General features: G+C 75.0%; 21 protein-coding genes. 9 read left to right on the top strand and 12 right to left on the bottom strand.

Going from position 1 to position 25255, the window contains the following annotated elements; genetic code table 11:
• The first annotated feature begins 114 nt into the window (after positions 1-114).
• Both ACPC54_RS34965 and ACPC54_RS34970 read left to right on the top strand, forming a co-directional pair.
• Entirely contained in the window at positions 115-882 is a 768-nt protein-coding gene (locus tag ACPC54_RS34965; RefSeq protein ID WP_498970494.1) for an alpha/beta fold hydrolase, read from the top strand.
• Between the two features lie 70 nt (positions 883-952).
• Positions 953-1882 (top strand): aminoglycoside phosphotransferase family protein, encoded by a 930-nt coding sequence (locus ACPC54_RS34970; RefSeq protein ID WP_498970495.1) that lies wholly within the window; start codon positions 953-955, stop codon positions 1880-1882.
• Between the two features lie 2 nt (positions 1883-1884).
• Here ACPC54_RS34970 and ACPC54_RS34975 read toward each other — a convergent pair whose 3' ends face one another.
• The 4 genes from ACPC54_RS34975 to ACPC54_RS34990 all read right to left on the bottom strand — a co-directional run bounded on the left by ACPC54_RS34975 (position 1885) and on the right by ACPC54_RS34990 (position 4986).
• A complete protein-coding gene (locus ACPC54_RS34975) occupies positions 1885-2748 on the bottom strand; it encodes a 5-oxoprolinase subunit C family protein (protein WP_498970496.1) in 864 nt (287 codons plus the stop codon).
• 167 nt (positions 2749-2915) lie between these two features.
• The gene (locus ACPC54_RS34980) at positions 2916-3545 is read right to left on the bottom strand and encodes a 5-oxoprolinase subunit B family protein (protein WP_498970497.1); all 630 of its coding nucleotides are present in this window, start codon (positions 3543-3545) and stop codon (positions 2916-2918) included.
• The gene (locus ACPC54_RS34985; protein WP_498970498.1) at positions 3542-4318 is read right to left on the bottom strand and encodes a LamB/YcsF family protein; all 777 of its coding nucleotides are present in this window, start codon (positions 4316-4318) and stop codon (positions 3542-3544) included. Before ACPC54_RS34985 ends, ACPC54_RS34980 begins: the two co-directional genes overlap by 4 nt.
• A gap of 143 nt (positions 4319-4461) precedes the next feature.
• Complete coding sequence (locus tag ACPC54_RS34990) at positions 4462-4986, bottom strand: hypothetical protein (RefSeq protein ID WP_498970499.1); 525 nt, start codon at positions 4984-4986, stop codon at positions 4462-4464.
• Between the two features lie 418 nt (positions 4987-5404).
• Here ACPC54_RS34990 and ACPC54_RS34995 point away from each other — a divergent pair, with 418 nt between their 5' ends.
• The 4 genes from ACPC54_RS34995 (at position 5405) to ACPC54_RS35010 (ending at position 13236) form a co-directional block, all read left to right on the top strand.
• On the top strand, positions 5405-6904 hold the full coding sequence (locus ACPC54_RS34995; protein ID WP_498970534.1) for a hypothetical protein: 1500 nt from the start codon (positions 5405-5407) through the stop codon (positions 6902-6904).
• 62 nt (positions 6905-6966) lie between these two features.
• Positions 6967-7842: a hypothetical protein gene (locus tag ACPC54_RS35000; RefSeq protein ID WP_498970500.1), complete on the top strand. Its 876-nt coding sequence runs from the start codon at positions 6967-6969 to the stop codon at positions 7840-7842.
• A gap of 59 nt (positions 7843-7901) precedes the next feature.
• Positions 7902-12467 (top strand): hypothetical protein, encoded by a 4566-nt coding sequence (locus tag ACPC54_RS35005; protein WP_498970501.1) that lies wholly within the window; start codon positions 7902-7904, stop codon positions 12465-12467.
• 10 nt (positions 12468-12477) lie between these two features.
• Positions 12478-13236 (top strand): metallophosphoesterase, encoded by a 759-nt coding sequence (locus ACPC54_RS35010; RefSeq protein ID WP_498970502.1) that lies wholly within the window; start codon positions 12478-12480, stop codon positions 13234-13236.
• 6 nt (positions 13237-13242) lie between these two features.
• On the opposite strand, the gene ACPC54_RS35015 is transcribed toward ACPC54_RS35010, so the two are convergent.
• The gene (locus tag ACPC54_RS35015) at positions 13243-13719 is read right to left on the bottom strand and encodes a hypothetical protein (protein ID WP_498970503.1); all 477 of its coding nucleotides are present in this window, start codon (positions 13717-13719) and stop codon (positions 13243-13245) included.
• 166 nt (positions 13720-13885) lie between these two features.
• On the bottom strand, positions 13886-14581 hold the full coding sequence (locus tag ACPC54_RS35020; RefSeq protein WP_498970504.1) for a FadR/GntR family transcriptional regulator: 696 nt from the start codon (positions 14579-14581) through the stop codon (positions 13886-13888).
• Between the two features lie 228 nt (positions 14582-14809).
• Between ACPC54_RS35020 and ACPC54_RS35025 the strand changes: the two genes are divergently transcribed.
• Together ACPC54_RS35025 and ACPC54_RS35030 are read left to right on the top strand one after the other, a co-directional pair.
• Positions 14810-15364, top strand: a complete 555-nt coding sequence (locus ACPC54_RS35025) for a gluconokinase (protein ID WP_498970505.1) — start codon at positions 14810-14812, stop codon at positions 15362-15364.
• Positions 15365-15366: 2 nt separating this feature from the next.
• A complete protein-coding gene (locus ACPC54_RS35030; RefSeq protein WP_498970536.1) occupies positions 15367-16755 on the top strand; it encodes a GntP family permease in 1389 nt (462 codons plus the stop codon).
• Positions 16756-16793: 38 nt separating this feature from the next.
• On the opposite strand, the gene ACPC54_RS35035 is transcribed toward ACPC54_RS35030, so the two are convergent.
• Positions 16794-17417, bottom strand: a complete 624-nt coding sequence (locus ACPC54_RS35035; protein ID WP_498970506.1) for a TetR/AcrR family transcriptional regulator — start codon at positions 17415-17417, stop codon at positions 16794-16796.
• Positions 17418-17496: 79 nt separating this feature from the next.
• On the opposite strand from ACPC54_RS35035, the gene ACPC54_RS35040 reads away from it, so the two are divergent.
• On the top strand, positions 17497-18717 hold the full coding sequence (locus tag ACPC54_RS35040) for a metal-dependent hydrolase family protein (protein ID WP_498970507.1): 1221 nt from the start codon (positions 17497-17499) through the stop codon (positions 18715-18717).
• A gap of 67 nt (positions 18718-18784) precedes the next feature.
• On the opposite strand, the gene ACPC54_RS35045 is transcribed toward ACPC54_RS35040, so the two are convergent.
• The 5 genes from ACPC54_RS35045 to mmuM form a co-directional block, all read right to left on the bottom strand.
• Complete coding sequence (locus ACPC54_RS35045) at positions 18785-20380, bottom strand: glycerol-3-phosphate dehydrogenase/oxidase (protein ID WP_498970509.1); 1596 nt, start codon at positions 20378-20380, stop codon at positions 18785-18787.
• 145 nt (positions 20381-20525) lie between these two features.
• Positions 20526-22046 carry a glycerol kinase GlpK gene (gene glpK / locus ACPC54_RS35050; protein ID WP_498970511.1) on the bottom strand — a complete coding sequence of 507 codons (1521 nt, stop codon included), beginning with the start codon at positions 22044-22046 and terminating at the stop codon, positions 20526-20528.
• Positions 22047-22207: 161 nt separating this feature from the next.
• On the bottom strand, positions 22208-22933 hold the full coding sequence (locus ACPC54_RS35055) for an MIP/aquaporin family protein (protein WP_498970513.1): 726 nt from the start codon (positions 22931-22933) through the stop codon (positions 22208-22210).
• Between the two features lie 330 nt (positions 22934-23263).
• Positions 23264-24028 carry an IclR family transcriptional regulator gene (locus ACPC54_RS35060; RefSeq protein ID WP_498970515.1) on the bottom strand — a complete coding sequence of 255 codons (765 nt, stop codon included), beginning with the start codon at positions 24026-24028 and terminating at the stop codon, positions 23264-23266.
• Between the two features lie 174 nt (positions 24029-24202).
• Positions 24203-25147 carry a homocysteine S-methyltransferase gene (mmuM, locus tag ACPC54_RS35065; protein ID WP_498970517.1) on the bottom strand — a complete coding sequence of 315 codons (945 nt, stop codon included), beginning with the start codon at positions 25145-25147 and terminating at the stop codon, positions 24203-24205.
• Positions 25148-25255 lie beyond the last annotated feature (108 nt).

Consider the following 25255-nt stretch of genomic DNA (forward strand, 5'->3'; position numbering starts at 1 on the left):
CGGCCGATGGGTATATCGCTATCGCTATACCTCGATGACGAGGTATGGTCGAAGTCTCCGAGACGGCCCCGGAGCGTCCGGCGGCCGCGGAGTACCCGGAGCAGGAGCCCCGCAGTGCGCGAAGCCCCCGTCACCCCGAACGGCGACCGGATCCGCTGGGTCGAGCTGCCCGGCGCCGAACCCGCCCGGCTCTACCTGCACGGCCTCGGCTCCAGCTCGCCCGCCTACTTCGCGGCCACCGCCGCCCACCCGCTGCTCGCCGGGCGCCGCTCGCTGCTGCTCGACCTGCTCGGCTTCGGCCTCAGCGACCGGCCCGCCGATTGGGCGTACACCCTGGAGGAGCACGCCGACACCGTCGCGGCCGCGCTCACCGCCGCCGGGGTCGAGGCGGCCGAGGTGATCGGCCACAGCATGGGCGGGGCGGTCGCGATCGTGCTCGCCCACCGGCACCCGCGACTGGTCGCGCGGCTCGTCCTGGCCGACGCCAACCTCGACCCGATCGCCCCCGCGCCCGCCCGGGCCGGCAGCAGCGGCATCGCGAGCTGGACCGAGGCGGAGTTCCTGGCCGGCGGGCGCGAACGGACCGCCGACCGGGTCGGCCCGTTCTGGTGGTCCACGATGCGGCTGGCCGGCCCCGAGGCGCTGCACCGCAGCGCCGTCCACCTCGCCCGCGCGACCGTCCCCACGATGCGCGACATGCTGCTCGGCCTGGACCTCCCGCGCACCTTCCTCCACCCGCTCGCGGACGGCGAGCCCCAGGGCGCGGACGGGCTGCGCGCGGCGGGCGTGCGGGTGCAGGCGGTGCCGGACTGCGGGCACAACCTGATGATCGACAACCCGGACGGCTTCGCGGCGGCGGCCGCGGCGGCGCTCGCCGCCTGAACCGGCCCGCGGCCCGTGCTCGTTCGCGGCCTGAACTAGGCTGACCGGGCCACCCGAGAGGAGCCCGCCGATGCCCGTCGAGGTGCCGCCCGCGCTGGCGGCGTCGCTGGAGGAGTTCTTCGGCCCGGACGGGCGGGCCTGGTCGGCCCGACTGCCGGCGCTGGCCGGGGAGTTGCTGCAACGCTGGGAGCTGCGCCCGGACGGCCCGCCGGCGCACGGCGCGGTCGCGCTGGTGCTGCCCGTCCGCCGCGCGGACGGCACACCCGCCGTCCTCAAGCTCCAGCGGGTGGACGAGGAGACGGCGGGCGAACCGGCCGCGCTACGGGCCTGGGGCGGGCGCGGAGCCGTCCGCCTGCTCGCGCACGAACCGGCCACCGGCAGCCTGCTGTTGGAGCGCCTGGACGCCGCCCGCTCGCTGCTCGACCTGCCGGACGACCGGGCCGCCCTGCACGTCCTGGCCCAGCTGCTGAGGGACTTGACGGATCATCAAGCACCGGCGGGCCTGAGGGACTTGGCGCAGGTCGCGGACCGGCTGCTGCGCGCCGCCGCCGAGGCGGCCGACGCCCTCGCCGCCCCGGCCGAGCGGCGGCTGCTCGCCGACTGCGCAGCCGCCCTGCGCGAGGTCCGCGCCGAGCCCGGCGACCGGCTGCTGCACTGGGACCTGCACTACGGCAACGTCCTCGCCCCGCTCCCGGGCAGCGACCGCACCGAGCCCTGGCTGGCCATCGACCCCAAGCCGCTCGCCGGGCACCCCGGCTTCGAACTGCTCCCGGCACTGCGCAACCGCTGGGCGGACGTCCTCGCCGCCGACGACCCGGCCCGGGCCCTGCGCCGCCGCTTCGACCTGCTGACGGAGGTGCTGGAACTGGACCGCGCGGCCGCCGCGGCCTGGACGCTCGCCCGGGTGCTGCAGAACGCGGTCTGGGCGGCGCAGGACGGTGCGGGGGCCGTGCTCGACCCGGCCCAGCGGGCCGTCGCCGAGGTGCTGCTGCGGCGCTGAGGTCAGAGCTCCGGCAGCGGCGCGAAGCACACCGGCGTCCCCGGCCGGGCCTGGGCCGCGGCCGCGAGGTCGGCGGCCGGCACCACGCCGATCACGGGGTGGCCGCCGGTGGTCGGGTGGTCCGCCAGGAACACCACCGGCCGCCCGTCCGGCGGGATCTGCACCGCGCCCAGCACCATGCCGTCGCCGGGCGGTTCGCCCGCCGCCGCGCGCGCGACCACCGGGCCCTCGGTGCGCAGGGCGATCCGGTTGCTCGTGGGGCAGACCCGGTACCGGGCGCGGGCCAGCCGGGCCACCGCGGTCGGCGCGAACCAGCGCGCGTGCGGGCCGAGGCGCAGCCGCAGCACCAGCTCGGCCGGGGGAGCGGGCAGCGGCACCAGCTCCGGTCGGTCCCCACCCGGCGGGGGCGGGCCGACCGGCAGCCGGTCCCCGGCCGCCAGCGGGGCGGGCCCGAGGCCGGACAGCAGGTCCGCGGAACGGCTGCCGTGCAGCGGCGGCACGGCGATCCCGCCCGCCACCGCCAGGCAGTTGCGCACCCCGGCCGTCGCCTCGCCCACCTCGACCAGCGCCCCGGCCGGCACCGCGACCGCCGCACCCCACGCGGCCGGCCGGCCGTCCACCCGGACCGGCGCCGCCGCGCCGGTGACCGCGATGACCACCGGGCCGAGCGCCCGCAGCGCCACCCCGCCGAGCGTCGTCTCCAGCCCGGCCGCCTCCGGCTCGTTGCCGACCAACCGGTTGGCCGCGCGCAGCGCCGGCTCGTCCAGCGCCCCGGCCCGCGGCACCCCGAGGTGCGCCACGCCGCGTCGCCCCAGGTCCTGGACGGTCGTCAACGGCCCCGGCCGCACCACCAACAGCTCGCTCAACTCGGCCTCCCGTCAAAGGTGTTGCGCTCGGCCCCGGCAACCTGCCCAACCGGCCCGCCGGTTAAGCCTGCCGCTCCCGGCCGCGCTGCACCCATCCCGCGGCGAGCCACGCCGACGCCCGCACCCCGGCGCCGCCTGCCCGACCGGCAAGGATCCACGAGACCGTCCTAGGCCGCCCGGACCGCCGTGAACCGCACCCGCACCCCCGGCGCCAGCAGGGCCGCCTGCTCGCGCCCGGCGTCCCAGAGGGCGAGCGCCGTCCGGCCGAGCAGCTGCCAGCCGCCGGGGGAGGAGCGCGGGTAGACGCCGGTGAAGGGCCCGGCCAGGGCGACCGAGCCGGGCGGGACGGCGCTGCGCGGGGTGTCGCGGCGCGGCACCCCGTACCGCGCGGGCAGGCCGGTGAGGTAGCCGAAGCCGGGGGCGAAGCCGCAGAACGCGACGACGTACTCGGGCGCGGTGTGGATGCGCACGGCGGCCTCCTCGGACACGCCCCAGCGCGCCGCGACCTCGCCCAGGTCGGGGCCGTCGTACACGGTGGGGACCTCCACCAGCGGCCCGCCCGCCGCCGCGGCGGTCTCCGGGCGGGCCGTGCGCAGCAGCGCCGCCACGGCCGCCGGGTCGGCGACGCCGTCGAGCAGGACGGTGCGCGCCGCGGGCACCAGCTCCTCGACCGTGCCGAGCGCCCCGGCGGCCCGCCGCTCCCGCAGCCAGCCGTAGAGCGCGGCGACCTGGGCCGGGCCGGCGAGTTCGACCAGCAGGGCCCGCTCGCCGACGCGCCGGACGGCGGGCGAGGTCACGTGAAGGCCTCGACCCGGATTCCGGCCGAGGCGAGGGCGCCGCGGATGCGCCAGGCGAGCTGGGCCGCGCCGGGGGTGTCGCCGTGGACGCACAGGGAGCGGGCGGCGACGGGGATCCGCTCGCCGGAGGCGGCCTCGACGGAGGAGTCCCGGGCGATGTCGACGGCGCGGGTGATCACCGTCTCGGGGTCGTGCACGACCGCGTCGGGCTCGCGGCGCGGGACGAGGGTGCCGGCCCGGGTGTAGGCGCGGTCGGCGAACGCCTCGGTGACGACCGGGAGCCCGACGCCCTCGGCGACGGCGAGCAGCCGGGAGCCGGGCAGGCCGAGGACGGGCAGCGGCCCGTCGCAGACCGCGCCGGCCCGCAGCACGCCGGCGACGACGGCCTCGGCCTGTTCGGAGTCGTCGACGGTCCTGTTGTAGAGGGCGCCGTGCGGTTTGACGTAGGAGACCAGGGAGCCGGCGGCGCGGGCGAAGACCTGGAGGGCGCCGATCTGGTAGGCGATCTCGTCGGCCAGTTCCTCCGGGGGGACGTCCATCGCGCGGCGGCCGAAGCCGGCCAGGTCGCGGTAGGAGACCTGGGCGCCGATCCGGACGCCGTGTTCGGCGGCGAGCGCGCAGACCCGGCGCATCGTCGACGGGTCGCCGGCGTGGAAGCCGCAGGCGACGTTGGCGCTGGTCACCACGGACAGCAGTGCCTCGTCGTCGGTCAGGGTCCAGCGCCCGAACCCCTCCCCGAGATCCGCATTGAGATCGATCACCGCATCGGCCACGCCCGTCCGCCTCCCAGCAGCTGTTGTGCCAGATGGTAGGGCCTGCGGATGAAGCCCGTGTTCCGTGGCCCGACCCCCGGCGCACGCACCGGCGCTCGGCGCCGCTCCATACGCTCCGGAGCGGTGCCGCGAAGCCGTTCGGCTCAGCTTTCGGCCAGTCGCGCCGAGAAGGAACGTTCCAGCGGACGGAGGGCCCGGAGCACGATCAGCAGCGGGACGGCGCCGAGGATCCCGAACGACATGTCGATGAATCGCCAGAGCGGCGGGATCCCGCGCAGTGGCCCGCAGACCAGCGCCAGCGGGATGAGGGCGCCGCAGGCGATCAGCGCCCAGCGGATCACCCAGACGTTGCGGACCGGGTCCTTGATCGGCCCCCAGAAGGCGGCGGCGATCACCAGGTGGGCGAAGGCGAGCCAGTCGGTGCCGTACGCCAGGAAGGGGTAGCGCTCGTCGGTCTCGGCGATGCCCTGGTGGACCCGCTCGAACCAGGCCGTGACGGCCGGGAAGTGCTCGGTGACCGGTGCGGCCGGCCCCGAGGAGAACTCGACCAGCCAGCGGCTCTCGGTCTCCAGCGGGAAGGCGGTCAGGCCGCTCAGCACCAGGCACACCACGAAGAACCAGAGCCACCGCCGGACCTTGCGCAGGATGACCGCGGGGTCGCCGTCCATCTCGCCCACCTCCAGGCCGGGCACGCCCGCCGGGCATGCCGAAGAGCAGGTCCGGCCTTGTGCCGCCTGCGTGGAACCAACTCTAGGCCCTGCGTTTGAACGTGTTCAACGCGCCCCCTTGAACACGTTCAACAGGCTGCTCCCCGGGTGCGCGCCCGACCCCGGCCCGGCGCCACGGCCTCCTCCAGCGCCTCCTCGAACGCCGGCGCGAATCGAGCCGGATCCGCCCGGAACCACGTTCTGAACCCGGCCGGAATCCCGCCCTCCGGCCATGACCGCAGCCGCCCGCAAGGTCCGTTTCGGTCGATGTCGGTGCGAACCTCTAATCTTGTCCACCGTGACCGCCATCGCAGACCAGCCCACCGAGCCCGGCCTCCGGCCGTCCGCCGGCGCGTCCGGCCCCGCCGGTGCCGTCGGCGTGCCCGCCGCGCGCCCCGCGCCCGGCCCCGCCGCCGACGAGGGCCTGGCCCGCCGGCTCAAGGCCCTGGCCTGCACCGCCCCGCTGCACGACCTGGACAACCGCAAGGTCAACCTGGCCGGCGAGTACGGCGGCTACGCGATGGCCGAGGTCGGCCTCGCCGCGATCGACCTGGTCACCCTGCATATGGACTTCGACACCGGGGCCGACCGCGACATAGTGCTCGCCCGGCTGCTGCCCCGGGTCGCCGCCCAGGCCCCGAACCGCCCCACCGCCGAGCACGAGCGGGTCGCCCGCTGGGTGCTGGAGTCGATGATCAACGTCGGCAGCGTGGACCGCGGCTTCCGCGCCGTCTACGGCACCTTCGGCGCGGACGGCGAGTACGTCCGCCGCGACTACGACTTCAAACTGATCGAGGAGGTCCCCGGCCCGGACGGCGGGGTCTACCTGCGCACCACCGACGAGGCGGTCAACGTCCTGGTCGGCGCGCTGGACACCGACGTCACCTCGGCCCAGATCGCCGCCGAGGTCAAGCTGGAGGTGCTGATCCGCCGCGGCCGCCTGGCCGACGCCCAGCTCGCCGCCGAACAGGCCCGCTACCGCACCGTCCAGTACGCCGAGACGCTGCGCCGCGCCCTGGAGGCGACCCGCCGCAACGTCCGCGCCGTCGACTGGATGCGGACCATCCCCGACCTCATCGACGAGGCCCTGGACCACATCGCCGACCGCTACCGGCACGAGAACGCGATTCTCACCAACATCCGCAAGGCCCGCGACGAGGCCGAGCCGCACAGCCCCGAAGGGGCCGAGCACAAGCGCCGCGCCGCCGAGCTGCTCGACATCGTCAAGGACTGCATCCGCCGCCACACGAAGCTGCAGACCCGCCTGCTGGAGGCCGGCCCGCTGTTCCGCGCCGAGCAGGACCGGCAGGCCTTCGCCACCCCCGGCGCCCGCAGCGGCATCGACCTGTACGGGCAGCTGCTCGACCCGGTGCTGCGGCTGCCGGTAGAGCAGGCCGTCCGCCCCACCGGCGCGTTCTTCGCGCGCGGCGCCGGGCTGCGCACCCCCGTCTCCGTCCGGGTCGCCGACCTGGTCGACCTGCTGCTCACCCCGCCCGTCGAGCGCGAGCACCTCGGCGCCGAGCTGCCCGACCCGGACCTGGTCGCCACCCCGGACGACAGCCGCTTCTCCGAGGCCCAGCTGGAAGCCGCCCTGCTGCTGCTCGACCTGCCCGCGGACGCCCCCCGCCGGCTCTCCGGCCTGCTCGCCGAGGCCCGCAAGCAGGACCCGGACCTGCCGTACCTGGTCGCCCTGCTCGCCGTGCACGCCGCCAGCCCGCCGGTCGGCACCGCCTACCGCCAGGGCGAGGAGCGGCTGCTGTTCGCCGTGGACGACGGCACCCCGCTGCGCGACCCGGAGTTCGGCGGCGCCGACCTGATCGTCGGCAGCGCCCTGCTGGACGCGGCCGGCATGGCCGCCGAGCGCAAGGACGCCGGCTGAGCCGCCGGGACGACCGAGTTGACGAACCACAACCACCGCGCCACCCCCGAGGAGCACCGCCCGTGACGACCCACCACGACACGTCCCGGGCGGCCGAGACCGAACCCGCGGCCCCGGCGCCGATCACCCCGGCCGACGTCGCCGACGCGGCCCGCCTGGTCTCCTTCGGCCTCCAGGCCAAGCTGCTGCCGGCCCGCGACGCCGAGTACGCCGAGCTGGTCCGCCGCCACCGCGAGGACCCGCCGTTCGCCCGCCTCGCCGACGCCATCGCCACCGGCATGGGCCTGGTCGTCCTGGAGGTGTCGCCGCGCGCCGGCATGGCCGTCGCCGCCGCCGAGGACTCGCTGTTCGCCGTCCGGATGGGCGACTACTCGCGCCGCGCGGCCACCGAGTCCACCGACCGCTTCCTGCACGGCCTGGCCCACCTCGCCGTCGCCGCGATGGCCTTCCCCCGCCCCGAGGACCTCGCCGACGACGGCTACCTCGGCCGGATCACCGTCAACGGCATCGACTCCTTCGTCCGCCAGGCCTGCCGCCGCCTGGAGGAGCAGGCCGACGCGGACGGCGCCAACACCGACCCGGCCTCCGACGCCCCGGGCCTGGAGGCCGCCTGGCGGGTGTGGTCCCGGCGCACCGCCACCGGTGCCACCAAGGACGCCCGCCGGCTCTCCGGCTCCACCACCGGCATCGTCGCCAAGGCCGTGCTGTTCCTGGTCGACTCCGGCTTCCTGCAGAAGGTCTCCGACGACTCCGGCGGCACCTACCGCACCACCGCCCGCTACCAGCTCCAGGTCCGCGACCTGGCCGGCAGCGCCGCGATGGCCGAGCTGCTCGACCTCGGCGTCGTCCCGGTCTCGGACGGCACCGCCAGCCTGCTGCCGCCCGACACCGCCGACGACCTGGTCGCCGACGCCGGTCTGCCGTTCCACTCACTCTGACCTCCTCCTAGCTCCGACACCAGCCCCACTCACGCAGACAGCACGGAGAACCGCCGCACATGTACGAGCTGAACCGGGTCCGCCTCTACTCGATCGGACCGGCCGGCGCCCGCTACGCCGACACGGTGCTCGACCTGCGCGGCGTCGGCGAGCCCGTCGCCGACCCGGCCCCGCAGCAGATCGGCCTGTTCGGCGAGGACCTCGACGGCCCGGTCCGCCGCCCCGCCCCGGCCGGCGTGCTGTTCCTGGAGAACGGCGGCGGCAAGTCCGTCCTGCTCAAGCTGATCTTCTCGGTGATGCTCCCCGGCCACCGCAACACCCTCGGCGGTGCCAGCTCCGGCGTGCTGCGCAAGTTCCTGCTCGCCGACGACTGCGGCCACGTCGCCCTGGAGTGGCAGCACACCGTCACCGGCGAGCTGATCGTGGTCGGCAAGGTCAGCGAGTGGCGCGGCCGCCAGGTCTCCTCCGACCCGCGCAAGTTCGCCGAGACCTGGTACTCCTTCCGCCCCGGCCCCGGCCTCACCCTCGACTCCCTGCCGGTCGCCGAACGGGTCAGCCTGGCCGGCGACCAGAAGGCCCGCGGCCGCCGCCGCACCATGAAGGGCTTCCGCGACGCCATGGCGGAGGCCGGCAAGGCCCACACCCACCTCGACCTGGTCTTCGAGGACGGCCACGACCGCTGGACCGAACACCTCGGCGAACTCGGCCTCGATCCCGAACTCTTCCGCTACCAGCGCGAGATGAACGCCGACGAGGGCGAGGCCGCCGGCCTCTTCGCGGTCAAGCACGACAGCGACTTCACCGACCTCCTGCTGCGCGCCGTCACCGACACCCGTGACACCGACGGCCTCGCCGACCTCGTCCACGGCTTCGCCGCCAAGCTCGGCCGCCGCGCCGAACTCACCGCCGAACGCGACTTCACCGCGGGCTCGTTGGAGCTCCTGGAGCGCATCGCCGAGGCCACCGTCGCCCGCGAGTCCGTGCGCGAGGCCCACCGCACCGCCGAGCGCCGCACCCGCCGCCTCGCCCAGGCCCTCGGCAGCCGCGCCGCCGCCGAACGTGACCGCGCCCAGGACCTCGCCATCGAGGTCGCCGCCGCCGCGAGCGCCGTCACCGCCGCCGAGGCCGACCGCACCCGGCACAGCCTGATCGTCGACGAACTCACCTACCGGCACGCCTCGTTGGGCCTGGCCGCCGCCACCGGCGACGCCGCCGCGCTGCGCCGCGAACTCACCGACGCCCGCACCCTGCACGCCGCCTGGCAGGCCGCCGAGGCCGTTCTGCGCCACCGCGCCGCCGCCGACCGGGTCACCCGGGTCGCCGCCGCCATCCGCGAGGCCGAACTCGACGCCGCCCCCGCGCTCGCCGCCCGCGCCCGCGCCGCCAGCGCGCTCGCCCGCGCCCTGGAGACCGCCGCCGCGGCCGCCGAGGCCCGCGCCGACACCGAGGAGCAGCGCGCCGGCGAACTCCAGGAGGACGGCGCCAAGGCGCAGTCCGACGCCACCGAGGCCGCCACCGCCGCCCAGAAGGCCCGCAGCGAGTCCGAGCACCTGCGCCAGCGCCTCGCCGAGGTCGAGCAGGAGACCGCCGCCGCCGTCGAGGCCGGCTTCATCGACGCGGACGGCGACGTCGACCCGGCCCGCGCCGCCCTGCACGCCGCCGACGTCGAGAAGGCCGCCGCGGCCGCCCTCAGCCAAGCCCGGACGGCCGCCGAGACCGCCGCCGCCCGGCTGCGCGAGGCCGCCGCCGCCACCGGGCGCGCCGAACTCGCCGCCGAGCGCGCCGGCGACGCCCGCCGGGCCGCCGCCCAGGCCCTGGCCGCCGAGCAGCGCACCGCCGCCCTGCTCGCCACCGAGCAGCGCCTCGCCGACCTGCTCTCCCTGACGCCCTACCAGGACGGTGCCGAGGAGGACGCCGGCTTCCTCACGCCCGCCGTGCTCGACCGCAACGCCGAGTACCTGCGCGAACTCCTCGACGAGTCCATCGCCACCGCCGAGCGCACCCTGTTCGACCTGCGCACGGCCGCCGCCGACGACTCCCGCATCCTCGCCGCCCTCGGCGACGGCGGCCTGCTGCCGCCCGGCCCCGACGTGCTGGCCACCGTCGAGTACCTGGCCGAGCACGGCATCCCCGCGCTGCCCGGCTGGCGCTACCTCGCCCAGTCCGTCGACCCGGCCGACCACGAGTCGATCCTCGCGGCCCGCCCCGAACTCGTCGACGGCGTCGTGGTCACCGACCCCGCCTCGCTGGAGCGCGCCCGCGAGGCCCTGCGCTCGGCCGCCCTGCTGCCCCGCTCCACCGTCGCCGTCGGCGCCGCCGCCTCGCTGATCGCCCCGATCACCGACGAGCCCGCCTTCTTCCTGGTGCCGCCGAACCCGGCCATGCACGACGAGTCCGCCGCCGACGGCGAGCGCCGCGAACTGCGCGCCCGCGCCGCCGCCCGCGAGGAGCACATCCGCGAACTCGCCGGCCGCCTCGGCGCCGACCGCGCCCTCGCCGCCCGCCTCGCCTCCTGGCACGCGTCCTGCCCGCCCGGCACCCTCGCCGAGCTCGCCGCCGCGGCCGAGGCCGCCCGCGAGCACGCCGAGCAGTCCACCGCCGCGCTCGCCACCCTGCGCGCCGACCACGACGAGGCCGAGACCGACCACGCGGCCGCCGCCTCCGCCCACGAGGAGCACCGGGAGAGCGCCCAGCGCGCCCGCCGCCGCGCCGACGCCCTGTCCGGCCTGGCCTTCCGCCTGCGCGAGCGCGCCACCTGGGCCCGCCGCCAGCGCGAACTCGCCGAGGACGCCGCCGAGTGCGACCGCCGCCAGAGCGTCTGCGCCGAACGCGCCCGAACCTGCGACGAGGACCGCCGCGCCGCCCAGCGCGCGGCCGACGACGCCCGCCGCACGGGCCGCGCGCTGCGCGGCGAGCGCGCCGAGATCCCCGCCGCCGAGCAGACCGAGGACGCCGCCGAGCAGGCCGCCCCGGCCGCCCTGCCCGCCCTGCGCGAGGCCTACCGCGCCGCCTCCCAGCTGTACGAGAAGGTCGGCGTCGGCGCCGACCTGCGCGCCGAACAGGCCCGCGCCGAGGGCGACGAGGCCGCCGCCGCGGCCGAACTCGACCGCCTCACCAACAAGGTCCGCACCCGCGCCGAGGAACTGCTCGGCAGCCCGGACGGCGCCGACGGCCCGGCCCGCCAGGCCGCCGCCGCCCGCGCCGAGGAACTCGTCGCCACCATCGAGGCCCGCTCGGCCGCCGCCAGCGAACAGCTCGGCCGGCTGCGCGGCGAGGCCGAACGCTCCGCCCCCGCGGACGGCGAGGCGCACACCGAGCTGCCCGCGGACCTCGTCCCCACCGACCCCGAGCACGCCCAGACCCTGCTGCGCACCGCCACCGGCCGGCTCGCCGAGCGCCGCGAGGCCCTGGACGGGGCCCGGACGGCCCACGCCGACCTCCAGCGCACCTTCGACGCCGCCCAGTCGGCCGCCGCCGACTTCGACGAGCTCGCCGGCCAGCTGCGCGACGGCCTGCGCGACCACCAGGAGGACGACGGCCAGCCGGTCGAGCCGTACCTCGGCTCGCTGCCCGAGGCCCGCACCGCCGCCACCGACGCCCGGCGCGGTCTGCGCACGGCCGTCGCCGAGCTGTCCTCCGCCGAACTCGCCGTCCGCGACGCCGCCGACGCCCTCGTCCGGCACGCCAACGCCGCCCGCTACGAGGCCGTCCGCACCCCCGCCCGCCAGCAGATCCGCGAACTGCCCGCCGCCGCGCTGCCCGAGCACGCCGCCAACTGGGCCGCCGCCTTCGCGCCCCGGCTGCGGGTGCTCACCGACGAGCTCGCCCAGCTGGAGAAGAACCGCGGCTCGATCGTCGACCGGCTGCGCGGCCTGGTCGAGTCCTCGCTCACCACCCTGCGCGCCGCCCAGCGGCTGTCCCGGCTGCCCGAGGGCCTGGGGGAGTGGTCCGGCCAGGAGTTCCTGCGGATCCGCTTCGAGGACCCGGACCACGCCACCCTGGTCGAGCGCCTCGGCGAGGTCATCGACGAGGCCACCCGTGCCGCCGTCAGGAAGAACAGCGACCTGCGCCGCGACGGCATGTCCCTGCTGCTGCGCGGCGTCGCCGCCGCGATCGGCCCCAAGGGGGTCAGCGTCGAGATCCTCAAGCCCGACGCGGTGCTGCGCGCCGAGCGGGTGAGCGTCGGCCAGATGTCCGACGTCTTCTCCGGCGGCCAGCTGCTCACCGCCGCCATCGCGCTGTACTGCACGATGGCCGCGCTGCGCGCCAACGACCGCGGCCAGTCCCAGCTCCGGCACGCCGGCACGCTGTTCCTGGACAACCCGATCGGTCGCGCCAACGCCACCTACCTGCTGGAGCTGCAGCGCGCCGTCGCCGACGCGCTCGGCGTCCAACTCATCTACACCACCGGCCTGTTCGACACCACCGCGCTCGCCGAGTTCCCGCTGGTGATCCGGCTGCGCAACGACGCGGACCTGCGCGCCGGCCTCAAGTACATCTCGGTGGAGGAGCACCTGCGCCCGGGGCTGCCGGCCCCGCAGGACCCGGACGGTCCGACCGTCCACGGTGAGATCACCGCCACTCGGATGTTCAAGCGCCCGACGGAGGCGGCTCCGAAGGCCTAGCGTTGCCCGTATGTTGACGATCGCGCAGCTCAGTGACATCCACCTCGGCCAGGTCCACCGGCACGACGGGGGCAAGCGAGCGCGGCGGCGGGCCGAGCAGGTGATGGCGTACCTCGACGCCCTGCCCGGCCCGCTGGACGCGGTGCTCGTGACCGGCGACCTCGCGGACCACGGCCTGCCCGCCGAGTACGCGCAGGTCGCCCGGGTGCTGAAGTCCCGCCACCCGGTGCTGGTGTGCCCCGGCAACCACGACGTCCGGGCGCCCTACCGGGAGGTGCTGCTCGGCGAGGCCGCGAGCGCGGAGCCGATCAACCGGCTGCACGAACTCCCGGGCGCCGACGTGCTGATGCTCGACTCGTCGATCCCCGGGAAGCACGACGGCCTGCTCGACGACACGACCCTGGACTGGCTGGACGAGCGGCTGGCCGGCGGACGGACCGACCTGCCCGCGCTGGTGGCCTTCCACCACCCGCCCGTCGAGCTGCACATACCGTACGTCGACGAGATCCGGCAGTTCGGCGAGGCCCGGCTGGCCGAGGTGCTGCGCCGTCACCCCCGGGTGGCGGCCCTGTTCTGCGGCCACTCGCACACCCCGGCCGCGACCACCTTCGCCGGGCTGCCGCTGCTGGTCGCGCCGGGCGTCGTGTCCACCACCACCCTGCCCTGCGAGGGCGGGCGCGGCATCTCCTTCGACCACCCGCCGATGCTCGCCTTCCACGTGCTGGGCGACGACGGCCGGCTCACCACCCACTACCGGGTCGTGCCGTAGCACCCGTCACCAGGGCCGGCCGGTCGGCAGCGGTGGCTGGCCGGCCTGGCCGCCCGGCCCGGTGGGCCGCTGGCCCGGCCGGGGCTGCCGGCCCGGTGGATACGGCTGCCCCGGCTGGTACGGCTGCCCCGGCTGGTGCGGCGGGTTCGGCCGGTACCGCTGGTCGGGCCGGGGGAGGGGCCGGCCGGCGAGCGGCTCGGGCGGCGCCGCCCGGCCGCCCGCCATCGGGTGCGCGGAGTTCGGCCCGCGCTGGCGCTGGGCGGCGACCTGGCGGGAGATCAGGATCTCCAGCAGGCACCACATGCTGCCGAACACCCCGAGCCCCATCGCCAGCAGAGCGGGCATCAGCAGCCAACTGCCCGCGTACGAGGCGAGCGTGGCGACCACCACGCCCACCAGGGTGAAGGCCAGTGAGAGCACCGCCCGGACTGCGGCGGCGCGTACCTCGTCGGGCAGGCGGCGACGGCGGCGTGGCACGGACATCGAGCGACCCCCAGGCGCGCGATCGGTGGTGGACGGGGAACGGGTGCTCGCGTCATGCGCCCCCCGCCTCACTCTGCCCCGCCGAACCGGGACCATGCCTCCCAAACCGCCGAGCGGATGCCAAATCGTGTCATCCGGGCGGGCGGCGGCGCGACCACCGAGGAGGTCAGCCCAACTGCAGGTTGAGCTCCTCCAGCGCGCCGGTGACGATCGTCCGCATCGCCCGTTCCGCGTGCCCGGCGTCGCCGGCGCAGATCGCCTCGGCGACCTCCCGGTGCAGCCGGATCGCGTACGGCTCCGGCTGATGGGGCATCAGGTGGTACTCGGTGCGGCCGGTGAGCACCGCGCCGACGGTGTCCCCGAGGTGGGCGAACATCTCGTTGCCGGAGGCGCGCAGCACCAGGGAGTGGAAGGCGATGTCGTGCCCGAGGAAGGCGGTCAGGTCGGCGGCCCGTGCGGTCATCGTCAACTCCACGGCCAGTGAGCTGAGTTCGCGCCGGTCGTCGTCGCTGGCGTGCAGCGCGGCGAGGGCGGCGGCGGCCGGCTCGACGGCCATCCGCAGCGAGCCGAGCGAGCGCAGCTGGGCGGACCGGTCGGCGCCGGCCAGGCGCCAGCGGATCACCATCGGGTCGAAGACGTCCCAGAGCGACTTGGGTTGCACGGTGATGCCGACCCGTCGCCGGGACGCCACCATGCGCATCCCCTCCAGGACTCGCACCGCCTCGCGGACGACCGTCCGGGACACCCCGAACCGCTCCTCCAGCTCCTCCCCGCGCAGCACCGCGCCCTCGGGGATCTCCCCGGACGCGATCGCCGGCCCGAGCTCGCCAAGCACCCGACCGGGCAGCCCCTGGATCTCCATCCGACCAGCCTAGACGCCACCCGCCGGAAGCCCCACGCCACCCTCCGCACTGCCCGCGATCGGCCCTCCTGTCGACCCTGTGACCGGCTTCACCCGCGGCCCCGGCGCGCCCCCGCCTGCGCGCATGCCACAGCGGGGGAGTAAAAGTATGACGATTTGGTTTCCACCACTTGAATACGTCATACCTTTGACGCGATAGTGGCGGCCTGCAACGAAGGAGCACCACCCATGGCTCTCAGCGCCGAGAACCGCGCCGTCCCGCACGCCCCCCGCACCGTCGTGGTGATGGGCGTCTCCGGGGTCGGCAAGACCACCCTGGCCCGTCTCCTGGCCGACCGCCTCGATCTCCCCTTCGCCGAGGCGGACGAGTTCCACCCGCCGGCCAACATCGCCAAGATGTCCGCCGGCATCCCGCTGGACGACCAGGACCGCGCGCCCTGGCTGCGCGCCATCGGCGCCTGGCTCAAGGCGCGCACCGAGGACGGCACCGGCGGCGTGGTCACCTGCTCGGCGCTCAAGCACGGCTACCGCGGCATCCTGCGCGCGGCCGCCCCGGATGCCTTCTTCCTGCACCTCAGCGGTGGCCACGACCTGGTCGAGGACCGGATCTCCCACCGCACCGGCCACTTCATGCCGGCATCGCTGCTCGACTCCCAGTACGCGACCTTGGAGCCGCTGGGAGCGGACGAGAACGGCGCCGTCCTGGACGTGGGCCCGTCCCCCGAAGAACTCGTCGAGATGGCCGTGGACCTGCTGCGGCCCGTCAATGGAGACCTCGCGTGAGTATTGCCCCCACTCTGCTGGCGGCCGCCCCACCGGCCCTGCCGCACACCGGCAGCAACACCCAGCTGCTGATCGCGGTGCTGCTCAGCATCGCCGTCATCGTCCTGCTGATCACCCGGCTGAAGCTGCACCCCTTCCTCGCCCTCACGCTCGGCTCCGGGCTGCTGGCCGCCGTCGCGGGCGCCCCCTTCGACAAGCTGCTCGGCAGCTTCTCCACCGGCTTCGGCTCCACGGTGGCGAGCGTCGGCCTGCTGATCGGCCTGGGCGCGATGCTCGGCAAGCTGCTCGCCGACTCCGGCGGCGCGAACATCATCGCGGACACCGTGCTGTCCCGGACGGGCACCAAGGCGCTGCCCTGGGCGATGGCGCTGATCGCCGCCGTGCTCGGCCTGCCGTTGTTCTTCGAGGTCGGCGTCGTCCTGCTGATCCCCATCGTGCTGCTGGTCGCCCGCCGTGGCGACGTGCCGCTGATGCGCGTCGGCATCCCGGCCCTGGCCGGCCTGTCGGTGCTGCACGGCCTGGTGCCTCCGCACCCGGGCCCGCTGGTCGCCATCGACGCGCTGAAGGCCGACCTCGGCGTCACCCTGGCGCTCGGCCTGCTGGTCGCCGTCCCGACCCTGATCATCGCCGGCCCGCTGTTCGCCCGGGTCGCCGAGCGCTGGGTGGGCCCGCTGGAGATCCCGACCGCCGTCACCCCCGAGGACACGGTCAAGCCCGAGCGCACCCCGTCCTTCGGCGCGGTCATGGCCACCATCCTGCTGCCGGTCGTGCTGATGCTCGGCAAGGCCCTGGCCGACGTCGTGATCGACGACCCGAAGGCGATGGGCCAGCGGGTCTTCGACTTCATCGGCTCCCCGCTGATCGCGCTGCTCGCCGCGACCCTGCTCGCGATGCTGACCCTCGGCAGGGCGGCCGGCTTCGACAAGGGCCGGATCTCCGACACGGTCGGCAAGGCCCTCGGCCCGATCGCCGGCATCGTGTTCATCGTCGGTGCGGGCGGCGGCTTCAAGCAGACCCTGATCGACGTGGGCGTCGGCGACATGGTCAGCCACTGGGCCTCCGACTGGCACATCTCCGCGCTGCTGCTCGGCTGGCTGATCGCGGTGCTGATCCGCCTCGCCACCGGCTCGGCGACGGTCGCCACGATCACCGCGGCCGGCATCGTCTCCCCGCTGGCCGCGAACATGTCCTCGACCCACTCGGCCCTGCTGGTGCTCGCGGTCGGCGCCGGTTCGCTGTTCCTCTCGCACGTCAACGACGCCGGCTTCTGGCTGGTCAAGGAGTACTTCGGGATGAGCGTCGGGCAGACGCTGAAGTCCTGGTCGGTGATGGAGACGGTGATCTCGGTCGTCGCGATCGCCCTGATCCTGCCGCTCAGCCTGGTCATCTAGCGCGAGACACCCAGCGCACCGCCGAGGGGCGCTGGGTGTCAGCCCGCCAGCAGCCCCGACAGTACGGCCGCCGTCGCCGCCAGCAGCTCCTCGGCCACCGCGCCGCCCGCCGCCGTCCGGGCCAACAGCCCCTCGCGCGCCGCCAGGACCACCGCGGCCGTCTGCTCGGCACCCGCGCCCGGGGGCACCAGCTCCGGCAGGGCCCGCGCCAGGACGTCCGCCGCCGCCCGCGCCAACGCCCGGTCGTGCGCGGCGACCTGCTCGGCCAGCGCCGCCGAGCGGGCCGCGACCAGCCGGAACTCCAGGAACAGCAGGATCCAGCCGGCGTCCGCGGGATCGACCCGCAGCAGCGCCTCGACCAGCCGCCGGGCCCGCTCCCGCGGGGCCAGCGCCTCGCAGTCGGCGGCCAGCCGTTCCAGCTCGGCCATCCGCCCGGCGGCCTGCTCGTCGAAGAGCGCCAGCAGCAGTTCCTCCTTGCTGCCGAAGTTCGAGTAGAAGGCCCCGCGGGTGTAGCCGGCGGCGGCGCAGACGTCCTCGATGCTCGTCCGCGCGAAGCCGACGGCGAGGAACAGCTCGCGCGCCGCGGCGAGCAGTCGGGCCCGGGTGTGCACGCGGCGGCGGGGCGGTCGGGAAGCGGCGGCATCGGCCGGGGGCGGGTTCACAGGGGAACGATACATGGTGTATTCAGTACGGGTCGTATTCAATACGGCACGTACTGAACCGCGCTGCACCGGAGGGGACATGAACCGACTGCTGATCACCGACGCCCACCTGCTCCACCCCGAGGACGGCACCCGCACGGACCTCGGCTGGCTGGAGGCCGTCGACGGCCGGATCGCCGCCACCGGCACCGGCCGCCCGCCCGCACCCACGGAGGGCGTCCGGGTCCTCGACGCGCGCGGCGGCACCGTGCTGCCCGGCCTGATCGACGCCCACGTCCACCTGCTGGTCACCTCGCTCGACCTGCGCGACGTCGCCGACTGGACCCCCGGCTACGCCACCGTCCGCGCCCTCGCCGAGGCCGAACGCATGCTGCGCCGCGGCTTCACGACCGTCCGCGACGTCGGCGGCGCCGACCACGGCATGGCCCGCGCCCTCGCCGAGGGCCTGGCGCTCGGCCCCCGCCTGCTGCACGGCGGCAAGGCGCTCTCCCAGACCGGCGGCCACGGCGACCTGCGCCCGCTCGGCGACGACGCGCTGCCCTGCTGCGAGGCCCGCCCGCACTTCGGCCGGATCGCGGACGGCGTGGACGCCGTGCGCGCCGCCGCCCGGGACGAGTTCCGCAAGGGCGCCCGGCACCTCAAGGTGCTGCTGTCCGGCGGCGTCGCCTCCCCGCACGACGAGATCGCCGCCGTCCAGTACAGCGAGGAGGAGATCCGGGCGGCCGTCGAGGAGGCGGAGAACCACAACCGCTACGTGACCGTGCACGCCTACCACCCGCGCGGGATCGACCGCGCCCTGCGGGCCGGGGTGCGCTGCGTCGAGCACGGCAACCTGCTGGACGACAGCACGATCGCACTGCTGCTGGAGACGGACGCCTTCCTGGTGCCGACCCTGGTCGCGTACGAGCGGACCGCGAAGCTCGGCGCCGCCTCGGGCCTGCCGCCGGCCTCGCTCGGCAAGCTCGCCGAGGTCCGCGACCGCGGCCTGTCCGCCCTGGAGCGGGCCCACCGCGCGGGCGTGAACCTGGTCTACGGCAGCGACCTGCTCGGCCCGCTGCACGGGGCCCAGCTGGAGGAGTTCACCCTGCGGGCCGAGGTCCAGCCCGCCGCCGCCGTGCTCCGCTCGGCGACCAGCACGGCGGCCCGACTGCTCGGCCTGGCGGGGGAGATCGGCACCCTCGCCCCGGGAGCGCACGCCGACCTGCTGGTGGTCGACGGCGATCCGCTCGCCGACCTCACCGTGCTCACCCGTCCGGAGCGCCACCTCAGGCACGTCGTCAAGGCGGGTCTGCCGATCTGAGCCGAAACGCCGGGCGGGCGCCCGGGGAAACCCCGAACGCCCGCCCGTCACAAAGGACTTGCTGTGCCTACTTGTTCCCGCGCTTCGCGAGGAAGGCGTCGACCTCGTCCCGGATCTCCGGCGTGTCCAGCCCGCGCACGGTCATCGTGGTGCGGCGGCGCAGCACGTCGTCCGCCGTGTACGCCCACTCGTTGTCGGCCGCGTAGGCGACCTGCGCCCAGACGTCCGGCCCGTCCGCGTGGATCGGCCGGCCGAGCTCCGGGTTCTCGTCGATCAGGCGGGCGATCTCGAAGGAGAGCGTGCCGTAGTGGCTGGCCAGGTGCTTGGCGACCAGCGGCTCCATCCGGGAGCCCGGCTCGCGGTCGATCAGCAGGCGGTGCGCGACGGCGTTCGGCGCGCCGACGCCCGGCAGCGGCACGGTCGCGGCGATCGGGGACATGTCCTCGCCGAGGCTGGTGCCGGGCGCGTGGGCCAGCTTCTCCAGCACCATGCGGCCGATGTGCCGGTAGGTGGTCCACTTGCCGCCGGAGACGGACAGCATGCCGCCCTTGCCCTCGGTGACGACGGTCTCGCGCTTGGCGGAGGCGGTGTCGCCGGGGCCACCGGGCAGCACCCGCAGGCCGGCGAAGGCGTAGGTGATCAGGTCGCGGTCGAGGTGCTCGTCGCGGATCGCGTGGCCGGCCTCGCCCATGATCTGGTCGATGTCCGCGTCGGTGGCCCGGACGTCCTGCGGGTCGCCGGTGTACTCCTCGTCGGTGGTGCCGAGCAGGACGTGGTCCTCCCACGGGAGGGCGAAGGAGACGCGGTACTTGTCGATCGGGATGGTCAGCGCGGCCCGCCACGGCGCCCGGCGCTTGACGACGACGTGCGCGCCCTTGGAGAGGCGGATCGACGGCGCGGCGCCGGCGTCCTCCATCGTGCGCAGGTGGTCGACCCACGGGCCGGTGGCGTTGAGCACCAGGCGGGCGTCGACGCCGAACTCGCTGCCGTCGAGGCGGTCGCGCACCTCGGCGCCGGTGACCCGGCCGCCGGTGAAGCGCAGGCCGGTGACCTCGGCGTGGTTGAGCACCACGGCGCCGGCGTCCACGGCGGCGCGCACCGTCATCACGGCGACGCGCGAGTCGTTCATCTGGTGGTCGCCGTAGACGGCCACCGAGCGCAGGCCCTCGGTGCGCAGCGCGGGCACCTGCTGGGCGGCGTGCGCGGCGGTGGAGACCCGGCCCATGCCGTCGCGGAAGGCGGACAGCGCCGAGTACAGGAAGACGCCGGCGCCGAGCTTGGCGGCGCCGTGCGGCCCGCCCTTGTAGACCGGCACGAAGAAGGTCATCGGGTTGACCAGGTGCGGGGCGACGTCGGTGGAGAGCGCGCGGCGCTCCTTGTGGTTCTCGGCGACGAGCTTGACGGCGCCGGTCTGCAGGTAGCGCAGGCCGCCGTGGACGAGCTTGGAGGACGCGCTGGAGGTGGCGCCGGCGAAGTCGCCGCCGTCGACCATGGCGACCTTCAGACCGGCCTGGGACGCGGTCCAGGCGACGGCCGTGCCGAGGATGCCGCCCCCGATCACGAGGAGGTCGTAGGTGGACTTGCCGAGCAGTTCGCGGGTCTCGGCGCGGGAGGCGGTGCGGCCGGCGGTGCGCTCGGCGCCCAGGGTCGGGATGGTTGCCATGGCGTTGTGTACGGCGCTGCGCGGCGGCGCCGTTACTCCTCTCGTGTGCGGTGCGGCCCCTGCGGGAGAGGCCGGTCGGTCCGGTCGGGCCGGGCCGGAAACGGGACCGGCCGGCCGGGGCTCAGTGCCCCGACCGGCGCTTCGGTCAGTTGTTCTCTTCTTCTTCCACCCAGCCCATGGTGCGCTCGACGGCCTTGAGCCACTTCTTGTACTCGCGCTCCCGGGTGGCCTCGTCCATGCGCGGGGTCCACTCGGCGGCGCGGTGCCAGTTGGCCCGCAGGGTGTCGAGGTCGTTCCAGAAGCCGACCGCGAGACCGGCCGCGTAGGCGGCCCCGAGGGCGGTGGTCTCGGCCACGTACGGGCGTTCGACCGGGGCGTCCAGGACGTCGGCGATGTTCTGCATGAGCAGGTTGTTGCTGGTCATGCCGCCGTCGACCTTGAGGGCGGTGAGCTCGACCCCGGAGTCCTTCTGCATGGCGTCGACGACCTCGCGGGTCTGCCAGGCGGTGGCTTCCAGGACGGCCCGGGCCAGGTGGCCCTTGGTGACGTACCGGGTCAGGCCGGCGATCACCCCGCGGGCGTCGGAGCGCCAGTACGGGGCGAACAGGCCGGAGAAGGCCGGGACGAAGTAGGCGCCGCCGTTGTCCTCGACGGTGTTGGCGAGGGTCTCGATCTCGGCGGCGGTCGAGATGATGCCGAGCTGGTCGCGCAGCCACTGGACGAGCGAGCCGGTGACGGCGATCGAGCCTTCGAGGGCGTACACCGGGGCCTGGTCGCCGATCCGGTAGCCGACCGTGGTCAGCAGGCCGTGGTACGAGTTGACGATCTTCTCGCCGGTGTTCAGCAGCAGGAAGGTGCCGGTGCCGTAGGTGGACTTGGCCTCGCCCTCGTTGAAGCAGGTCTGGCCGAACAGCGCGGCCTGCTGGTCGCCGAGCGCGGAGGCGACCGGGACACCGGCCAGGTCGCCCACGGCCTCGCCGTAGACCTCGGCGGAGGAGCGGATCTCCGGCAGGACGGCCATCGGCACGTCCATCGACTCGGCGATGCTCTCGTCCCAGGCGAGGGTCTTGAGGTTCATCAGCATGGTGCGGCTGGCGTTGGTCACGTCGGTGACGTGCTTGCCGCCGTTCACACCGCCGGTGAGGTTCCAGATCACCCAGGTGTCCATGGTGCCGAACAGGATGTCGCCGGCCTCGGCGCGCTCGCGCAGGCCCTCGACGTTGTCCAGCAGCCAGCGGATCTTCGGACCGGCGAAGTAGCTGGCCAGCGGCAGGCCGGTCTCGCGGCGGAAGCGGTCCTGGCCGACGTTGCGGCCGAGCTCGCGGCAGAGCGCCTCGGTGCGGGTGTCCTGCCACACCAGTGCGTTGTGCACCGGCTCGCCGGTGTTCTTGTCCCACAGGACGGTGGTCTCGCGCTGGTTGGTGATGCCGATCGCGCGGATGTCGTCCTTGGTCAGGCCGGCCTTGTCGAGCGCGCCGCGGACCACGGACTGGACGCGGGTCCAGATCTCGGCGGCGTCGTGCTCGACGTAGCCGGGCTGCGGGAAGATCTGCCGGTGCTCCTGCTGGTCGACGGCCACGATCCGGCCGTCTGCGCCGAAGATGATGCAGCGGCTGGAGGTGGTGCCCTGGTCGATCGCGGCGATGTAGTTGCCAGTGAGGGTCATGTTGCGGGTCCTCGGCTCACGTGCGGGGGAAGGTGGTACGGAGAGATTGGGCCTGACCGGCTCGTTGGGCCAGTCCCTGGGCTCGGCGAGTTCTGCGGCTGCCTCAGCGGGGGGCCTGTGGCAGGGGCCGTTGGTGGACGGCCTTTCAGAACTCGGCGCCTTTAGAACAGGGCGTTGTACACGCCGCCGGCCACGAGGCCGCCGATGACCGGGCCGACGACCGGGACCCAGGCGTACGACCAGTCGGAGCCGCCCTTGTTGGGGATCGGCAGCAGCGCGTGCACGATGCGCGGGCCGAGGTCGCGGGCCGGGTTGATCGCGTACCCGGTGGGGCCGCCGAGCGAGAGGCCGATGCCGACGACGGTGAGGGCGACGATGGTGGTGCCGCCGGCGCCGAGCTGCGGGCTGAGGGTGAGGATCGCCATGCAGAGCACGAAGGTGCCGATGACCTCGGTGAGCACGTTCTGGACCGGGTTCCGGATCTCGGGGCCGGTCGAGAAGATGCCGAGCGTGGGCTCCTCGTTGGCCTGGAACTGGCCGAGGTAGGTGAGCCAGACGAGCACGGCGCCGATCATCGCGCCGAGCAGCTGCGAGCCGATGTAGAGCGGCACCTGGCTCCAGTCGCCGCTCTTGACCGCGAGTGCGAGGGTGACGGCCGGGTTCAGGTGCGCACCGGACTTGGCGCCGGTCATGTAGGCGGCGATGAGGACCGCGAAACCCCAGCCGAAGGTGATGGCGAGCCAACCGGCGTTGACGGCCTTCGACTTCTTGAGGGTCACGGCGGCGCAGACGCCGCCGCCGAGGAGTATCAGGGCGGCGGTGCCGAGGGTTTCGCCGACGAAGACGTCGCCGTTGGAGAACGCGGACACAAAGACTCCCTTGTCCATATGGCCCGGAGGTGCGGGTGGGGGCAGTAGGCCGGGTCGATCCCTGTGCGGGTGAGCGCGTTGTGGGAGTGATCTTCCCGGCCATCGTTCGACAATGTCGACCGTCATGCGGAAGCTTCCTCTTTGGGTCACCCCCACGTCAAGGCAGGGTTACGCAGCTGTGACCCTTCCCTCGGCCCGCTCCCCGAAGTTACCGAGCGGAGCCGACAAAAACCGGACAAAACACCAAGGCGCGGACAGGCTTCCCGCCCGTCCGCGCCTCAGCGTGACGACACGACTGCGGCCCCGGAGTCGCTTCCCCGGGGCCGCTCGTTCGGAAACCGCCCGCGCTCAGAACCTTCCGGCACCCAGGTCACGCGAGATGGCTCGCGCCGCACTGCGCACCGAGGCGACCAGCGAGGGCTTCACGAAGCCGTCCTCGCAGATCCGCTCCACCGGCCCGTTGATGCACACGGCGCCCACCGGATTGCGCCGGCGGTCCTGGATCAGCGCGGCGATCGAGGCCACGCCCTCCCAGGTCTCCTCGACCGAGTCCGCCCAGCCGCGCTCGCGGATCAGCGAGCACTCGGCGTCCACGTCACCGGGCTCGGTCAGCGTCCGCAGGGTGTACGACTCGTACGGGCCGTCGCCCAACTCCCCGCGCGCCACCGGGTCGTAGGCCACCAGCACCTTGCCGATCGCGGTGCTGTGCAGCGGCTGCATCGAGCCGACCTCCAGCACCTGCCGGGTGTCGTCCGGCCGGAACACGTGGTGCACGATCAGCACGCCCTGCTGGTGCAGCACCCCCAGGTAGACCGTCTCCCCGGCCGCCCGGGCCAGGTCGTCCGCCCACACCAGGGCCCGCGCCCGCAGCTCGTGCACGTCCAGGTAGCTCTGCCCCAGCCGCAGCAACTCGGCGCCCAGCTGGTACTTGCCGCTCTCCGCGTCCTGTTCGACGAACCCCTCCTGCTGCAGCGTCCGCAGGATGCCGTGCGCCGTCCCCTTGGCCAGGCCGAGTGCCGTGGAGACCTCGGACAGGCCCAGGCGGCGCTCGCCGCCGGCCAGCAGCCGCAGGATCGCGGCGGCCCGGGAGAGCGACTGGATCGGGCCGGGCATGGGTACCTCCGAGCGGACAGGCGGTCGACAATGTCGACCGCGGGGTTGACGGGACGAGTCTGCCAGGCCGTCTCCCGTTCGTGCACCCTCCCCCTCGGAAACCGGCCATCGGCCGCCGCCGACCCACGACTTTTCGGCCCGCGGGGCGCGTTCTCGGCCCCCCGGCGCGCGTTTTCAGCCCACCGCGCCCGCCTCCTGCGTCCTCAGGACCGTCACCTCCGCCGCCAGCGCCGCGATCCCGTCCGTCCCGACCCGGCAGCAGCCGCCCACCAGCCGGGCGCCGTCCGCCAGCCAGCCGCCCACCCGCGCGGACCGGAACGTCGGCTCGCCGCGCCAGCCCCGCCGGCCCGCGTCCCACTCCTCCCCGCTGTTCGGGTACACCACCACCGGCTTCCCGGTCACCCCGGCGGCCAGCGCCACCGCCCGGTCCGCGTCCTGCGGCGTGCAGCAGTTCACGCCCACCGCCAGCACCTCGTCCACCTCCGCCGCCAGCACGAACGCCTCCGCCAGCGGCTGCCCGGCCCGGGTCCGGTCGCCGACGACGCTGTACGACAGCCAGGCCGGCACCTCCGACCCGCGCACCAGCCCCAGCAGCGCCCGCGCCTCGTCCACGTCCGGCACCGTCTCCAGCGCCAGCACGTCCGGCCGGGCCGCCACCAGCACCTCCAGCCGCGGCCGGTGGAAGGCCGCCAGCTCCGCCACGCTCAGCCCGTACCGGCCGCGGTACTCCGAACCGTCCGCCAGCACCGCGCCGTACGGGCCCACCGAGGCCGCCACCCAGCGCCGCCGGCCGCCCGGCTCCGACCGGGCCGCCTCCCGGGCCAGCTCCACGCTGCTCGCCAGCAGCCGGGCCGCCTGCGCGTGGCCCACCCCGCGCCGGGCGAAGCCCTCGAAGCTCGCCTGGTAGCTCGCGGTGATCGCGACGTCCGCCCCGGCCTGGAAGTACGCCCGGTGCGCGGACACCACGGCCTGCGGATCGTCCGCCAGCAGCCGTGCCGACCACAGCCCGTCCGACAGGTCGTGCCCGGCCGCCGCCAGTTGGTTCGACATCCCGCCGTCCAGCACCAGCGGCCCGGCCGCCAGCGCCGCGGCGAAGTCCGGCGGGGGAGCAGCGGGCATGTCGGCCTCCTCGGGCACGGTGTCCTCGGGCGCGGTCTCCTCGGGCGGGTCCCTTCGGACGGGAACCCCGCCGGTCACCAGCCTAGGAGCCGCACGCCCCCGCCGGCC

The organism is Kitasatospora sp. NPDC094028 (genome assembly GCF_049543595.1).
Taxonomy (GTDB): domain Bacteria; phylum Actinomycetota; class Actinomycetes; order Streptomycetales; family Streptomycetaceae; genus Kitasatospora.